Source organism: Sphingomonas sp. TDK1, assembly GCF_001650735.1.
Lineage (GTDB): Bacteria > Pseudomonadota > Alphaproteobacteria > Sphingomonadales > Sphingomonadaceae > Sphingomonas.
Genome location: NZ_LXVY01000006.1, coordinates 277 through 15,800 on the forward strand (window position 1 = coordinate 277; position 15,524 = coordinate 15,800).

Below are 15,524 nucleotides of genomic sequence, written 5' to 3' on the forward strand. Positions count from 1 at the left end.
CCCTCTGTCATGCCTGCGGCCTGCCACCTCCCCCTGGCGGGGGAGGATGGGGCATTCCGTCAAACCCGTTCGGCCGAGCTCACCGCGTCCGCCGCACGCAAGGCTGCGAGCAGCTTCATCAGATGCGCGGCGTTGCGCACTTCCAGGTCGATCGTGTTGGTGTGGAAGGTGGTGTCGCGATTATCCAGTCGGAGGCCGAGGATGTTGGCCTTGTGCTGGCCGATCAGCGTCGCGACCGTGCCCAGCGCACCCGGTTCGTTCTTCAGCGTCACCGCGATCTCGGCCACGCCGCCATCGGCCTTGTCGCCCCAGGTGAGGTCGACCCAGTCGGCTTCCTCGACATCGGCGAGGCTCGGGCAGTCGATACGGTGGACGATGATCGGCTGGTCCGGCTTGCGCACGCCCAGGATTCGGTCGCCGGGGACGGGGCAGCAATCCTCGCCATAGGTGAACGCGACGCCGGGGGTCAGCCCCTTGATGTCGATCGCGTGGTGCTGCGGCGGCAGCTGGTCGTCCTCACCGCTCGCCGACCCCGGCATCACCGCTTCCATCACCTGTCCGTCGGTGAGCGTGCGACGGGCGATCGCCTCCATCAGCGATTCCGCGTCGGCCAGCTTCAGCCGCTTGAGCGCGTCGCCCAGCGCCCCTTCGCCGGGCGCCACGGGCAGGCGGGCGACGATGTCCTCATAGAGCTTGCGCCCCAGCCGGATCGTCTCGTCCCGCTCCTTGTGGCGCAGATGCCGGCGGATCGCCGCGCGCGCCTTGCCGGTAATCGCGAAGTTGAGCCAGTTGGGCTGCGGCTCCTGTGCCTTGGAACGCAGGATCTGCACCTGATCGCCCTGCTCGATCTCGGTGCGCAGCGGCACCACCTTGCCATTCACCTTGGCACCCACCGCCTGGTCGCCGAGATCGGTGTGGACCGCATAGGCGAAGTCGATCGGCGTCGCACCCTTGGGCAGCTGGATCAGCTCGCCCTTGGGGGTGAAGGCGAAGATGCGATCCTGGTACATCGCCATGCGGGTGTGTTCGAGCAGCTCTTCCGGGCTCTCGGCATGTTCGAGAATCTCGATCAGGTCGCGGATCCAGCTGACCTGGGTATCGGGCCGGACCGAGCTCTGCTTGTAGGCCCAGTGCGCGGCGAGGCCGAACTCCGCCTGGGCGTGCATGTCCCGCGTGCGGATCTGGATCTCGATGCGCGTGTCGCCCGCATGCATGATCGTGGTGTGCAGCGAGCGATAGCCGTTGCGCTTCGGCGTCGAGATGTAATCCTTGAACCGCCCCGGCACCATCGGCCAGCGGCGGTGGATCGCGCCGAGCGCCCGATAGCATTCCTCCTCGCTGTCGACGATCGCGCGGAAGGCCATGATGTCGGAAAGCTGTTCGAGGCTGACATGGCGCTCGGACATCTTCTTCCAGATCGAATAGGGATGCTTCTCGCGTCCCGTCACTTCGGCATCGATGCCGCCGCGCCCGAGCAGCAGCTTGAGGCCCGAGGCGATCTTGAGCACCCGGTCCTCACCCTCGACGCGGAAGCTTTCCAGCCGGCGGGTGATCGATTCATAGGCTTCGGGTTCGAGCTGGCGGAAGGCGAGCGTCTGCATCTCCTTCATGAACTCGTACATGCCGATCCGCTCGGCGAGCGGGGCATAGATGTCCATCGTCTCGCGCGCGATACGGCGGCGCTTCTCCTCCTTCTTGATGAAGTGGAGCGTGCGCATGTTGTGCAGCCGGTCGGCGAGCTTCACCAGCAGCACGCGAATGTCGTCGGACATCGCGAGCAGGAACTTGCGCAGATTTTCGGCGGCGCGCTCGCTTTCGGTCTGCGCCTCGATCTTGGAGAGCTTGGTGACGCCGTCCACCATGCGGGCGACGTTCGGCCCGAACAGTCGCTGGATCTCCTCGGGCGTCGCCACCGTGTCCTCGATCGTGTCGTGGAGGATCGCCGTCGCGATCGTCTCGTCATCGAGATGCAGGTCGGTGAGGATGCCGGCCACCTCGATCGGGTGGCTGAAATAGGGGTCGCCCGAGGCCCGTTTCTGGGTGCCATGGGCATTGACCGAGAAGACATAGGCCCGGTTGAGCAATGCCTCATCGGCTTCGGGGTCGTAGGAGAGGACCCGGTCTACAAGTTCATACTGACGCAGCACAGCGCCTAGATGGCGTTACCGGTCTGCCTTTTGCAACCGATTTGAAGGTGCAATCGCGGCTTAGCGGCAACGCTGTTGCCGAAGTGCTGCGCCGCGCCGGTTTCCCACCCCCCGTTTTTGCGATAGGGTGGCCGCATGGGTGGAGCCGTTCGAGAGACGCTGCGGGCCATGGCGCGGGAATGCAGCCTGCCGGCCGCGCTGGAGGCGATGGGCGAGCGCTGGTCGTTCCTGATCCTGCGCGGCGCGTTCAACGGCCTGCGCCATTTCGAGGAATTCCAGAGCGAACTCGGCATTGCCCGCAACATCCTCGCCAATCGGCTCGCCCGGCTGGTCGAACATGGTATCCTCGCCCGCGTTCCCTGTGCCGATGATCGCCGCAAGGTGGAGTATCGGCTGACCGACAAGGGGCATGCGCTGCTGCCGACGATGGTGGCGCTGCGCCAATGGGGCGAGCGGTGGGAAACCGGCGTGCCTGCTTCGCCGATCCTGGTCGATGCGCGGGACCTGAAGCCGATCGCACCGGTGACGGTGCAGTCGCAGGACGGGCGCGTGCTCGGGAAGGGGGACCTGCTCTGGGCATTGCCCGATGCTATCGGGGAAACGCGCGCGGCCGAGTAAGTATTCGGCAAGAATTGCCCGCCGGGCCTTGCGGGCGCCTATAATGCTTCGGTGCATCAGGGAAATTTGCGCATGAGCTTCAGCATTTCGACAGTGGGAATGAGCGCCGTGAAGGGCGTTTCGGCAACGTCGCCGGTTCAGGGCGCCTCCGGCACACCCTTTGACGATACGGCTGAGGCGTTCCTGCGCGAGGCGCACAAGAGCCCCGCTGAACGCACGAAGGAAGCCGTGCTCAAGCGGTACAACCTGACGCAGGACCAGTTCGAGGCACTGCCGCCCGAGAAGCAGGCGGCGATCCGTCGCGAGATCGAGGAAGAAATGCGCCGCAAGCTCGGCCGCGCCCAGGGCGGCGCTTTCGCCGACGTCGTCGTCTAGGCGCGGATTGCCAGCAGCGCGGCACGCACCTCGTCCGGGAGCGGGGTTGCGCGACGTTCCACCAGATCGACATGCACGCTTACGAGCTCCACTTCCGCGTGGAGTTCGCCGGTCTCGGCATGGCAGAGATCGACCCGGACCGTCATGCTGGACGTGCCGATCCGGTCGACGCGGACGAACACCTCCACCAGATCGTCGAACCGGAAGGGGCGCTTATATTCTACCTGCGCGCGCACGACGTTGAATTCGGCTTCGGCCCATGCCGGACCGAGTGCCGCCAGATCGGCCCAGCGCCAGAATTCGGTGATGCCGACATCGGCATATTCCAGATAGCGCGAATTGAAGACGATCTTCTGCCCGTCAATTTCGGAATAGCGGACGCGGAAGCGCGTGGAAAAGGGGAAACCGGGGCGAGCCATGGCGCGCGGCCATGCCCCGGGCATGGGGTGGTTCGCAAGTGCTGCGTCCGCAACCGCGCGTACCGGGATCGAACACCATCGCCCGCCCGCCGCTCGCCCGGGTGACTCGTGCGGGAAGCGCGCCCGCGCCGTTGCGGCAGCGCGGGCACGTCCTCTCAACGTGCGAAGGCGGTCCCTGTCCTCGCCGGCATCACCCGGCGTTGGCCGCCGGGGTGTTGACGCCCATCGACTGGAGATATTTCTTCACGTTGCGCGCGGCCTGGCGGAGGCGCTGCTCGTTCTCCACCATCGCGATGCGGACAAAGCCCTCGCCATTCTCGCCATAGCCCACGCCCGGCGCGACCGCGACCTTCGCATGGGTGAGCATCTGCTTCGAGAATTCGAGGCTGCCGAGATGGGCAAGCGCCGGCGGCAGCGGCGCCCAGGCGAACATCGAGGCGCGGGGGGAGGGGATCTCCCAGCCGGCACGCGCGAAGCTTTCCACCATCACGTCGCGGCGCTTGTGATAGAGCTGGCGGTTTTTCTCGACGATGTCCTGCGGCCCGTTGAGCGCGGCGCAGGCAGCGGCCTGGATCGGCGTGAAGGCGCCGTAATCGAGATACGACTTCACCCGCGTCATTGCCGCGATCAGCTGCTTGTTGCCGACGGCGAAGCCCATGCGCCAGCCGGCCATCGAATAGGTCTTGCTGAGCGAGGTGAACTCGATCGCGACATCCTTGGCGCCCTTCACCTGCAGGATCGACGGCGTCGGCTTGCCGTCGAAATACAGCTCGGAATAGGCTAGGTCGGAGAGGATCCACACCTTGTTCTCGCGCGCCCAGGCGACGAGTCGCTCGTAGAAGGCGAGGTCCACCGTTTCCGCCGTGGGGTTCGACGGATAATTGACGACCAGGATCGAGGGGCGCGGCACGGTGAAGTTCATCGCGCGCTCGAGGCTCTCGAAATAGGCGTCGTCGGGCGTGGTCGGCACCGCGCGGATCGTCGCGCCGGCGATGATGAAGCCGAAGGTATGGATCGGGTAGCTCGGGTTCGGCGCCAGCACCACATCGCCCGGCGCGGTGATCGCGGTGGCGAGGCTGGCCAGGCCCTCCTTGGAGCCCATGGTCACGACCACTTCGGTTTCGGGATCGAGGTCGACCCCGAACCGCCGACCGTAATAATTGGCCTGGGCGCGGCGCAGGCCCGGAATGCCCTTGGACTGCGAATAGCCATGCGCGTCGGGCTTGCGCGCCACTTCGCACAGCTTCTCTATCACATGGTCGGGCGGCGGCAGGTCGGGATTGCCCATGCCGAGATCGATGATGTCCTCTCCGCCCGCACGCGCCGCTGCCCGCATCGCGTTCACTTCGGCGATGACATATGGAGGCAAGCGCTTGATGCGGTAGAATTCTTCGGACATTTCCTCGACTTTCAAGGGTTTTGGCGTGCGACACAAAATTGTGTCGTGCAGGCGTTCTACGCCATAAAAGCGCGTCCGGGAATGACGCATTGCTTTGCCTGCGCTAAGGCGAAGTAAAGGAGAGGACCGAATGGCCGATACGCTCACGCCGAGCCTGCCCAGCCTGGAAGAGTTGCAGCATTGGACCTGGGTATTGGGCCGCGCGCAGCAGATGATGCTGGAGCACGGGCTGGACCTGATGGAGCATGTGCCCGCCGCGCCGCCCTTCGGCATGCTGCTCGATCCCACGCCGGCGATGCGCGCCAGCGCCGACTTCTGGGCGGACACGATGCAGCTGTGGCAGCGCTTCCTCGATCCGGCCAACGCCGAGCCCTTCGTCGAGACGCCGGAACAGGCGCGCGACAAGCGCTTCAAGGCGCCGCAATGGCGCGAGGAGCCGATCTTCGATTTCCTGCGCCAGAGCTATTTCGTCATCGCCGACCACATGCTCAAGAATGTCGAGGCGCTGGAGCATGTCGACGACCGGCAGCGGGACCAGATCCGCTTCGCGACCAAGGGGTTCATCGATGCGATCAGCCCGACCAACTTCCCGGCCACCAACCCCCAGGTGATCGAGAAGATCGTCGAGACCAAGGGAGAGAGCCTGCTCAAGGGGTTGCAGCACATGCTGCAGGATATGGCCAAGGGCCAGATGACCCAGACCGCGGCGGGGGCGTTCGAGCTCGGCCGCAATCTGGCGATGACGCCCGGCAAGGTGATCAAGCGCACCCCGCTCTACGAGCTTATCCAATATTCGCCCACGACCGACGCGGTGCTGGAAACGCCGCTGATCATTTTCCCGCCCTGGATCAATCGCTTCTACATCCTGGACCTGACGCCGGAGAAAAGCTTCATCCGCTGGGCGGTGGAGCAGGGGATCACCGTCTTCGTCGTCTCCTGGCGTTCGGCCGACGCGACGATGAAGGACGTGGTGTGGGACGATTATGTCGAACGCGGCCAGATCGACGCGATCGATACCGTGCGCGACCTGCTCGGTGTCGAGAGCGTCCACACCATCGGCTATTGCGTGGCCGGTACCACGCTGGCGGCGACGCTGGCGGTACTCGCCGCGCGCGGGCAGGCGGCGAAGGTGGCGAGCGCGACCTTCTTCACCGCCCAGGTCGACTTCACCGAGGCGGGTGACCTGCGCGTCTTTGTCGACGACGATCAGCTGGCGATGATCCGCAGCCTCAGCGCCGATGGTTTCCTCGACGGGCGGTACATGGCGGCGACGTTCAACCTGCTGCGCGGGCGCGACCTGATCTGGAACTACGTCACCAACAACTATCTGATGGGGCAGGAATATGCCCCGTTCGATCTGCTCCACTGGAACTCGGACGTCACCAACCTGCCGGCAACCTGGCACCTCAGCTATCTGACCGACCTGTACCGCGACAACAAGCTGATCGCGCCCGGCGCGCTGAGCATCGGCGGCACGCCGATCGACCTGTCGAAGGTGGAGACGCCCGCCTATATCCAGGCAGGTCGCGAAGATCACATCGCCCCGCCACAAAGTGTCTGGAAGTTGACCGAGCATTTTCGCGGGCCGCACAAGTTCGTGCTGGCGGGTTCCGGTCATATCGCAGGGGTAATAAACCCGCCGGCAGCGAAGAAATACCAATATTGGACCAATTCAAAGCCCGCCGAGTCGCTCGAAACCTTCGTTGCGCACGCGACAGAACATGCCGGAAGCTGGTGGCCGGATTGGATTTACTGGTTGAAAGCGTTGAACGGTGCAAAAACAGCGGCGAGCGGCGCGCGCATTCCAGGAGGTGGAAACCTTTGTGCGATTGCGCAGGCGCCAGGGGAATATGTAAGAATGCGCTGATAGAGATGTCGAATTTCTGCGGGTTTCGGCATTTTTGTGCAGTGCACAATGGAGGCTTGCAAATCTGACGCCAAGTCTCTATATGCTGCACTGCAGCAATAGGCAGGGAAAGCTAGTCACATGGCCAGCAAGGGACCCAAGACGACGGCCAAACCGGTCGCCAAGACGGCGGCACGCGGCGCTACCAAGCCCGCGATTCTGGCCGATGCTGCTGCGGTTACGCCGCCGCCCGTACCCCCCGTTGCCGAGACGATCGTCCCGGCTGCGGCACTGGTACCGGAGACGGCTGAAACCGCTGCACCGCAGGAAGTGAAGACCCACGTTGAGGAAGCGATCGCCGCTCCGGCGGAAGCGGCCCAGGCCGTGACCGAGAAGGTGATCGAAGCCGTAGAGACCGTCGCGCCGGCGGTCACCACCAGCACCGCGAAGGAAACGACTACCATGGCTACCACGTACGAGAACGCGACTACCCAGGCTCACACCGCTTTCGCCGATTTCAATGAGCGCACCAAGGCTGCCGTCGAGAAGTCGACCAAGCTCGTCGAAGAAGCCAATGAGTTCGCCAAGGGCAACATCGAGGCGCTGGTCGAATCCGGCCGCATCGCTGCGAAGGGCTTCGAGAGCCTGGGCCAGGAAGCTGCCGATTACAGCCGCCGTTCGTTCGAAAGCGCGACCGCCGCGATGAAGAACCTCGCTTCGGTCAAGTCGCCGACCGACTTCTTCAAGCTGCAGAGCGATTACATGCGCAGCGCGTTCGACTCCTATGTCGCGGAAGCCTCGAAGCACACCGAAGCGATGATCAAGCTGGCCGGCGACGCCGCGCAGCCGATCTCGAACCGTTTCGCGGTTGCCGTCGAGAAGGTGAAGACCAACGCCTGATCGGCCTGGTCGACGATCAAAAGGACGGGGCGGCCGCCGATGCGGTCGCCCTTTTCTTTTTTATCCTCAAAACGCGCACTGTACGTCGGCATGCCTTGCCCTTGGGGGCAGTGCGACATATTTTGCGATGCCTATGGTCGAGCTTCGTACAGTGCAGATTCGGATGGCCGAGGACGGCGACCAGGATGATCGCGGCAACGACAACGCGGTCGGCATCGCCACGCGTACGCGGACCCGCACGAAGAAGCCCACGCCCTATCGCGTGCTGATGCTCAACGACGATTACACGCCGATGGAGTTCGTCGTGCTCGTGTTGCAGCGCTTCTTCCGGATGAACATCGAGGAAGCGACCCAGGTGATGCTCCATGTCCATCAGCGCGGCGTGGGTGTGTGCGGTGTGTTCAGCTACGAGGTGGCCGAAACCAAGGTGTCGCAGGTGATCGATTTCGCCCGGCAGAACCAGCACCCGCTGCAGTGCACGCTCGAAAAGGCGTGATCGCGGGCGGTCGCGGCCGCCCCGTCCGCCGCGTGCCCACCGCCCCGCGTTTCCGTAACGCGCGTCGGCCGAGCGCGGCGCTCAATGCGCCGGCGGCAGCCAGCGCAGGTCGAGGCCCTCATAGCGGTTGACGTAATTGGCCGCGCCGGCCAGCGCCGGGCGATCGAGCAGCGTTACCCGGCCGCCCTCGCGGGCGATCATGCCCTCTTCTTCCAACTGGCGCAGCATTCGGTTGACGTGCACCGCGGTGAGGCCGGTGGCGTCGCCGATCTCTTCCTGCGTCAGGCCCAGCGTGAATTCGCGGTCAATCGATTTGTCGGTGGCGCGCAGCCGGTTGCGCAGATCGAGCAGCAGCGCGGCGACGCGTGCCTTGGCGCTGGTGCGGCCCAGCGCGGCGAGGCGGTCGGTAAGGGCCACGCGCTCGATCTGACTGTAGACGAGGATCATCGCCGAAAGGCGGGGGTGCTGCCGCATGATGTCGGAAAGTGCCGCGCGATCGAACGGACATACCACCGTGTCCGAGAGGGCGCAGAGTGTTTCCGGCGCCTCGTGATAGATGGCCGAGGAAATGCCGAGCATGTCGCCGGGGAACAGAAAGCGAAGAATCTGGCGGCTGCCGTCGTCGAGCAGCACGTAGCTCATCATCAATCCCTTGCGAAGAATGAACAATTCCCCGCAAGGCTCGTTCTCACGCTGCAGGATTGCCCCGCGGCGGATATGCCGTTGGCGCAGTTCGAGCGCGTCCAACGCCTCGCGCTCCTTCGGCGTGAGCGCGATGAACTCGCTCAAAACATCGGCAAAACAACTGGCTGACACGCTCTGCACTTTCCCCCGGGCCCTCCTGCAAAGCAGCGCAACGAAATCAGTGCATTAAAATCGATCAAGCCTCCCCCGCAGCCCACCGCTTGCGCGTACGCGCAGAGCGGCTAGAAGCTCGCCATGGACCGTATCCTCATCCGTGGCGGCAATCGGCTCGCCGGCAAGATCGCGATTTCCGGCGCAAAGAACGCCGCTCTCACCCTGATGCCGTGTGCGCTGCTCACCGACGAGCCGCTCACGCTCAGAAATCTGCCACGCCTCGCAGACGTAGACAGCTTCGGACATCTACTGAATGAGCTTGGCGCGTCCACCGCGGTAGAGGGTACGCGCCCGAACGAATTCGGCCGGGTGCTCTCGGTACGCGCCAGTCGGTTGACCTCGACCGTCGCGCCCTACGACATCGTGCGGAAGATGCGCGCGTCCATCCTCGTGCTGGGGCCGCTGCTGGCACGCGAAGGGGAGGCGACGGTATCGCTGCCCGGCGGCTGCGCGATCGGCAACCGCCCTATCGACCTGCATCTCAAGGCGCTGGAAGCGATGGGCGCGGAGATCGAGATCAGCGCCGGCTATGTGAAGGCGACGGCGCCCGGCGGGCGAATCGCCGGCGGGCGTTTCCGCTTCCCGGTGGTCTCGGTCGGTGCGACCGAGAATGCCTTGATGGCCGCCGCCACGGCCCGCGGCACCACGGTTCTCGAGAACGCGGCGCGGGAGCCGGAGATCGTCGACCTGTGCAACCTGCTCGTCGCGATGGGCGCGGTGATCCGTGGCATCGGCACCGAGACGCTGGAGATCGATGGGCGTGACCGGCTGCACGGCGCCACCTATGCGGTGATGCCCGATCGCATCGAGGCAGGCAGCTATGCCTGCGCGGCGGCGATCACCGGTGGTGACGTCGAGCTGGTCGGCGCCTCGGCCGAGGACATGCGCGCGACGCTGGATGCGCTGGTCGAGGCCGGCATCACGGTCGAGGAAACCGCGAACGGGGTGCGCATCGCGGCCGAGAACGGCATCCACCCGCTGACGCTCAACACCGCGCCCTTCCCGGGCTTTGCCACCGACATGCAGGCGCAGTTCATGGCGATGCTGTGCAAGGCGGACGGGGCGAGCACGCTCACCGAGACGATCTTCGAGAATCGCTACATGCACGTGCCCGAACTGGCCCGCATGGGGGCGGATATCGAGGTGCATGGCCGCACCGCGATCGTCCGCGGCGTGAAGAAGCTGACGGGCGCCCCCGTGATGGCGACCGACCTGCGCGCTTCGATGAGCCTCATCCTCGCGGGCCTGGCCGCCGAAGGCGAGACGCAGGTCAACCGCGTCTACCATCTCGACCGCGGCTATGAGCGGCTCGAAGAAAAGCTGCAGGCGGTCGGCGCGGACATCGAGCGCGTCGGCGACGGGTGAGGCGTAAAGCCCTCTCCCCTGAGGGAGAGGGTCAGTGGGCCGACATCGAATAGGGCCGGCCGGCCCCCGGCACCGTCGCCCGGTTGGGCGCCGCCTGCATCGCGAAGCGCAGCTCGCCGCCGCGCATCAGCTCCTCGTGGGTGACATATTGCCGGTCGAGCCTGCGGCCGTTCAGCGTCACGCTGCCGACATAGCGGTTCGCTTCCGACAGCCCCGGCGCGCGCACCGTGAAGCGCTTGCCGCCCGGCAGCGTCAGCGTCGCGCGTTCCAGGAACGGGCGGCCCAGCACATATTGGTTGGACCCCGGTGCAACGGGGTAGAAGCCCAGCATGGTGAACACCAGCCAGGCGGACATCTGGCCGAGATCGTCATTGCCCGCGAGCCCGTCCGGGGTCGGCTTGTACTGGCTGTCGACGATCTGCTTCAGTCGCTCCTGCGTCCGCCAGGGCTGGCCGGCATAGCTGTACAGATAGGCGACATGGTGGCTCGGCTCGTTGCCATGGATATACTGGCCGATCAGCCCGGCAATGTCCTCGGCATGGCTGTAGTCGATCTTTGAATTGTCGAAATCGAACATCGCGTCGAGCTTGCGCACCACCGCGGCGTCCCCGCCCATCAGGCGGAACAGCCCGGCCTGGTCCTGCGGCACGAACCACGAATATTGCCAGGCATTGCCCTCGGTATAGTCCGAGCCATAGTTGATCGCGGTGGGGTCGAAGGGCTCACGGTACGCCCCGTCGCTCTTGCGGGCGCGCAGGAAGCCGGTCTTCACGTCGAAGCTGTTGCGCCAGTTGCCCGCGCGCTTCTCGAAGGTCGCGGCGAGATCGTCGCGGCCCAGCGCACGCGCCATGCGGGCGATGGTCCAGTCGTCATAGGCATATTCGACGGTCTTGGAGGCGGCTTCCGGCTCCTTGTCGATCGGGACATAGCCAAGCTTCTGGTACCAGTCGAGCCCGCCATAGGGGCCGTAGGTCGCGCTGGCGACCATCGCGTCGAGCGCCGCCTTGCCGTCGAAGCCGCGCAGGCCCTTGAGATACGCATCGGCGATCACCGGCACGGCGTGATAGCCGATCATCGTCCAGGTCTCGCGGCCCTGGAACTGCCACACGGGCAGGATGCCGAACGGGCTGTTCTGCCGGCTGGCGATCAGCGACTGGATGATGTCGCGGTTGCGCGCTTCGGGCTGGACGAGCAGCAGCAGCGGGTGCTCGGCGCGGAAGGTATCCCAGAGCGAGAAGGTCGAGTGGAAGGTGAAGCCCTCGGCCTGGTGCACCTGGTCGTCGGGCCCGCGATAGCGGCCATCGGCGTCGGAGAAGACGCTGGGCGCCATCAGCGTGTGATAGAAGGCCGAGTAGAAATTGCGCAGCGCCGTGTCGCTGCCCTGCGCCTCGATCGCGCCGAGTGCCTGCTTCCAGGCAGTGGTGGTGCGGGCGTGGACGGCATCGAAGTCGCCGGGTTCGCTGGCGAGGTTGGCCAGCGCGGCATCCTCGTCCACGCTCGACAGCGCCACCCGCAGTTCCAGCGGCCGATCGAGCACCCCGAAATCGAGCCGCGCGACGATCGCGCGGCCCTGTAGCTGGGCGACGCCATCGTCGCCGCGGCCGGGGCCCTGAAAGCCGCGATAGGGCACCTTGCCCTCGGTATCGATGAAGGCATGGGTCTTGAGCGGCGTCGAGGGTCGGATCGCGAAGAACAGCTTGCGCGCCGGCGCCCAGCCGCGCGTCTCCCGCGCGCCGGTGATCGTGCCGTCGGGCCGCACGCGCACCGAGGACCAGAGGATCTTGCCCGGGTAATTGTAGAGCGAGCTGCGCAGGTCGAGCACGAGATGCGCCGCCTTGCCTGCGGGGAAGGCATAGCGCTCCACCGCCACGCGGGTGCCCGCGGTCATTTCGGCGCGGACGCCCTGGTCCTGCAGCGTCACCGCATAATAGCCCGGCCGTGCGACTTCGTCGGCATGGGTGAAGCGCGAGCGATAGCCCGAGCCCGGCTTTTTCGGATCGCCCGGTTCCAGCGGCACCGTGTCGCCGGATACCGGTGCGATCAGGAAGTCGCCCAGGTCCGAATGGCCGGCGCCCGAAAAATGAGTCAGCGAGAAGCCCTGGATCGTCGGGTCGTCGTAGCGATAGCCGGCGGCATGGCCATAGCATGCGCGGATCTCGCAGCCGCTATCCGTGTCGGGGCTGAGCTGCACCATGCCGAAGGGCGCGACCGCGCCAGGGAATGTATGTCCCTCGCCGCCGGTGCCGACCAGTGGATCGGCATGCTCATAGCCGGTCTGGGCGGCAAGCGGCGCCGCGAGAAGCGACGTGGCGGCGAGTGCAAGCGCGGTGCGCTGAAAGGTCCCCTGCATTGCCAAGGCTTAACCGAGCGAAGCTGAGGACGGAAGCCCGGCCGCATGGCTTCGCCCGCTACGGGGGCGAAGCCGCAACCGCCTACAGCATCGATCCCGTATCGATGAACCGCTGGTGCCAGGCGAGTGCCTCGCCCGGCAGCATCGGCGTCTGCTTGCCATAGCTGCCGGCCAGCGCGCGCTCATAATAGTCGCGCAGCATCGGCTTGTAGTTTGGGTGGGCGCAGCGTTCGATCACCTGTTCGGCGCGCTTGCGCGGCGCAAGCCCGCGCAGATCGGCCAGCCCCTGCTCGGTCACCACCACCTGCACGTCCTGAGCGATGTGGTCGACATGGGAGACGTGCGGCACGATCGCGGAGATCGCCCCGCCCTTCGCGGTGGAAGGCGACATGAAGATCGAGATATAGGCGTTGCGCGCGAAGTCGCCCGATCCGCCGATGCCGTTCTGGATCCGCGAACCCATGACATGGGTGGAATTGACGTTGCCGTACAGATCGGCCTCGATCATCCCGTTCATCGCCAGGCAGCCGAGACGGCGGACCACTTCGGGATGGTTGCTGATCTCCTGCGAGCGCAGCAGAATGCGATCGCGGAAGGTGTCGAGATCGGCGTTCAGTCGCTCGGCGGCGGTGGGGCTCAGCGAGAAGGCGGTGCAGCTTGCCATGCGCAGCTTGCCCGCCGCGAGCAGGTCCAGCATCCCGTCCTGCAGCACTTCCGTATAGGCGGTGAGGTTCTCGAACGGCGCGGTCAGCAGCCCGGCGAGCACCGCATTGGCGATATTGCCCACGCCCGATTGCAGCGGCAGCAGCGACGGGGGCAGGCGCCCCTTGCCTACCTCGTGACGGAAGAATTCAATCAGGTGCTGCGCGATCGCGAGCGCGCTTGCATCGGGAGCGGCAAAGGGCAGGTTGCGATCGGGCGAATGGGTTTCGACCACGGCGATCACCTTGTGCGGATCGCAGCGGAGCGTCGGCTGGCCGATGCGCTGATCGGGCGCGGTGAGCGGGATCGGCACGCGGTTCGGCGGCAGCGCGGTGCCGTAATAGATGTCGTGCATCCCCTCCAGCGCGGGGTTCTGCCAATGGTTGACCTCCAGGATCACGCGCTTGGCGACATCGAGCCAGGTCTTGTTGTTGCCTACCGAGCTCGACGGGATCAGCGATCCGTCCTCGCGGATGCCGGCGACTTCGATCACCGCGACGTCGAGCTGGCCGAGAAAGCCTTCCCAGGCGAGCGGCGCGACCTGGCTGAGGTGCAGGTCGACATAGTCCATCTCGCCCGCGTTGATCTTCTCGCGGGCGATGGGGTCCGAATTATAGGGCAGGCGGGCGGAGATGCCGTCGACGCGAGCCAGCGCGCCGTCCAGTTCCGGGCCGGTCGAAGCGCCGGTCCACACCTTCAGGCGCATCGGATGGCCGGCGGCGTGCGACGCTTCGATCTGGGCCGCGAGCGCCGTCGGCACCGCCTTGGGATAGCCGGAGCCGGTGAAGCCGCTCATGCCCACGGTCATGCCATCGGCGATGAACGAGGCGGCGTGCTCTGCGGTAGTGACCTTGGCGGCTAGTCCGGGGTGCGCGATTCTGCTCATGGATCCTCTCGGGGGGGCTGCATCATTGGCGGCGATGCAGCCCTACCGAGGCGCGTGCAATTGTTGCAATTACCTACTTGGTATGGGTGGATGCAGCCGGCGCACGGGTCGCGCATCGCATACGCGCGATATCCGATGCGGGAGCGCGCGCGGCGAGCCCTGCCGTGACAGATCCGTGAATGCCAAGTGCTTGATCTAGTTAAGTCGATCGGAACATCCCCTTTCGCCCGGGGGTTGAGGCGACCAAGCAGGAGAGAGAATTCCACATGGCAACGCTCGCGCGCGATTTCGCGCCACGGATCCGCTCGCAATTTCTGACCGACAGTTTCCAGCGCGGTCTCGCCCACTGGAACCGGGAGCGGCTCGAGCCCGGCTTTCCATCCGACGACTGGCAGCGCCTGTTCGAGCGGGACGTGCGCATGGAGCGGCTGCAGGGCGCGTTCCTCGAGGAGCTGCGCGCCGAGGTGAGCGACGAGGCCGCCGAAGCGCCGACCGATGCCGATGGTTTCATCGCCTGGTTCGAAGGGCTGAAGGCGACGGGCCCGGGGCAGGGCGACCCGCTCTTCCCGTGGCTGGCTGAACACGCCGACCGGGACCAGCTTCGATGGTTCTTCGAGCAGGAAGCCGCCGGCGAAGCGGGGTTCGACGATCTGGTCGCGATGACGCAGGTCAAGCTGCCGACGCGGCCCAAGCTGGAACTCGCCCGCAACTATTGGGACGAGATGGGGCATGGCACCGAAAAGGGCATGCATGGCCCGATGCTCGACGCGCTGGTCGAGACGCTCGCCGTCACGCCGGTGATCGAGAACACGGTATGGGAAAGCCTGTGCCTCGCCAATGCGATGACCGCGATGGCGAGCAGCCGCCGCTATGCCTGGCATTCGGTGGGCGCGCTTGGCGTGATCGAACTGACGGCGCCGGGACGCTCGGCGGCGACCGCCGAAGGGCTGAAGCGCGTGGGGCTGAGCCCCAAGGAGGCGCGCTACTTCACGCTGCACGCCGTGCTCGACATCAAGCATAGCGAGGACTGGAACCGGGAGGCCGTCCGTCCGGCCGTGGAAGAAGATCCGCGCCGCGCGACGGCGATGGCCGAAGGTGCGCTGATCCGCCTGCGTTGCGGCGCGCGCTGTTTCGAGGCGTATCGCGATCGGCTCTGGGGCTGA

Annotated in this window: 13 protein-coding genes; 7 read left to right on the plus strand and 6 right to left on the minus strand. The window is 65.7% G+C overall.

All coding sequences use genetic code 11. The annotated features are described in order from the left end of the window. Nucleotides 1–59: 59 nt before the first annotated feature. Complete coding sequence (locus tag A7X12_RS06790; protein ID WP_064310909.1) at nucleotides 60–2,147, minus strand: RelA/SpoT family protein; 2,088 nt, start codon at nucleotides 2,145–2,147, stop codon at nucleotides 60–62. A 135-nt stretch (nucleotides 2,148–2,282) separates the two neighbouring features. Here A7X12_RS06790 and A7X12_RS06795 point away from each other — a divergent pair, with 135 nt between their 5' ends. Beyond that, nucleotides 2,283–2,765: a winged helix-turn-helix transcriptional regulator gene (locus A7X12_RS06795; RefSeq protein WP_064310910.1), complete on the plus strand. Its 483-nt coding sequence runs from the start codon at nucleotides 2,283–2,285 to the stop codon at nucleotides 2,763–2,765. Between the two features lie 72 nt (nucleotides 2,766–2,837). Continuing rightward, complete coding sequence (locus A7X12_RS06800; protein WP_157105521.1) at nucleotides 2,838–3,140, plus strand: hypothetical protein; 303 nt, start codon at nucleotides 2,838–2,840, stop codon at nucleotides 3,138–3,140. On the opposite strand, the gene A7X12_RS06805 is transcribed toward A7X12_RS06800, so the two are convergent. Then, nucleotides 3,137–3,559 (minus strand): acyl-CoA thioesterase, encoded by a 423-nt coding sequence (locus A7X12_RS06805; RefSeq protein WP_064310912.1) that lies wholly within the window; start codon nucleotides 3,557–3,559, stop codon nucleotides 3,137–3,139. The genes A7X12_RS06800 and A7X12_RS06805 overlap by 4 nt on opposite strands. Before the next feature lie 190 nt (nucleotides 3,560–3,749). Then, nucleotides 3,750–4,958 (minus strand): LL-diaminopimelate aminotransferase, encoded by a 1,209-nt coding sequence (locus A7X12_RS06810; protein ID WP_064310913.1) that lies wholly within the window; start codon nucleotides 4,956–4,958, stop codon nucleotides 3,750–3,752. 130 nt (nucleotides 4,959–5,088) lie between these two features. Between A7X12_RS06810 and A7X12_RS06815 the strand changes: the two genes are divergently transcribed. From A7X12_RS06815 to clpS, 3 genes are all read left to right on the plus strand, one after another. After that, nucleotides 5,089–6,825 carry a PHA/PHB synthase family protein gene (locus tag A7X12_RS06815; protein ID WP_064310914.1) on the plus strand — a complete coding sequence of 579 codons (1,737 nt, stop codon included), beginning with the start codon at nucleotides 5,089–5,091 and terminating at the stop codon, nucleotides 6,823–6,825. 120 nt (nucleotides 6,826–6,945) lie between these two features. Next, complete coding sequence (locus A7X12_RS06820; protein WP_064310915.1) at nucleotides 6,946–7,704, plus strand: phasin family protein; 759 nt, start codon at nucleotides 6,946–6,948, stop codon at nucleotides 7,702–7,704. A 163-nt stretch (nucleotides 7,705–7,867) separates the two neighbouring features. Beyond that, the gene (clpS, locus tag A7X12_RS06825; RefSeq protein WP_064310916.1) at nucleotides 7,868–8,200 is read left to right on the plus strand and encodes an ATP-dependent Clp protease adapter ClpS; all 333 of its coding nucleotides are present in this window, start codon (nucleotides 7,868–7,870) and stop codon (nucleotides 8,198–8,200) included. A gap of 81 nt (nucleotides 8,201–8,281) precedes the next feature. On the opposite strand, the gene A7X12_RS06830 is transcribed toward clpS, so the two are convergent. Further along, nucleotides 8,282–8,989 carry a Crp/Fnr family transcriptional regulator gene (locus A7X12_RS06830; protein ID WP_064310917.1) on the minus strand — a complete coding sequence of 236 codons (708 nt, stop codon included), beginning with the start codon at nucleotides 8,987–8,989 and terminating at the stop codon, nucleotides 8,282–8,284. 150 nt (nucleotides 8,990–9,139) lie between these two features. Here A7X12_RS06830 and murA point away from each other — a divergent pair, with 150 nt between their 5' ends. Further along, on the plus strand, nucleotides 9,140–10,423 hold the full coding sequence (murA, locus tag A7X12_RS06835; protein ID WP_064310918.1) for a UDP-N-acetylglucosamine 1-carboxyvinyltransferase: 1,284 nt from the start codon (nucleotides 9,140–9,142) through the stop codon (nucleotides 10,421–10,423). Nucleotides 10,424–10,454: 31 nt separating this feature from the next. Here the strand turns inward: murA and A7X12_RS06840 are convergent, their stop codons facing one another. Both A7X12_RS06840 and A7X12_RS06845 read right to left on the minus strand, forming a co-directional pair. Further along, nucleotides 10,455–12,773: a GH92 family glycosyl hydrolase gene (locus A7X12_RS06840; protein ID WP_064310919.1), complete on the minus strand. Its 2,319-nt coding sequence runs from the start codon at nucleotides 12,771–12,773 to the stop codon at nucleotides 10,455–10,457. Between the two features lie 82 nt (nucleotides 12,774–12,855). Then, nucleotides 12,856–14,361, minus strand: a complete 1,506-nt coding sequence (locus A7X12_RS06845) for an acetyl-CoA hydrolase/transferase family protein (protein WP_064310920.1) — start codon at nucleotides 14,359–14,361, stop codon at nucleotides 12,856–12,858. A 266-nt stretch (nucleotides 14,362–14,627) separates the two neighbouring features. Between A7X12_RS06845 and A7X12_RS06850 the strand changes: the two genes are divergently transcribed. After that, on the plus strand, nucleotides 14,628–15,524 hold the full coding sequence (locus A7X12_RS06850; protein ID WP_064310921.1) for an iron-containing redox enzyme family protein: 897 nt from the start codon (nucleotides 14,628–14,630) through the stop codon (nucleotides 15,522–15,524).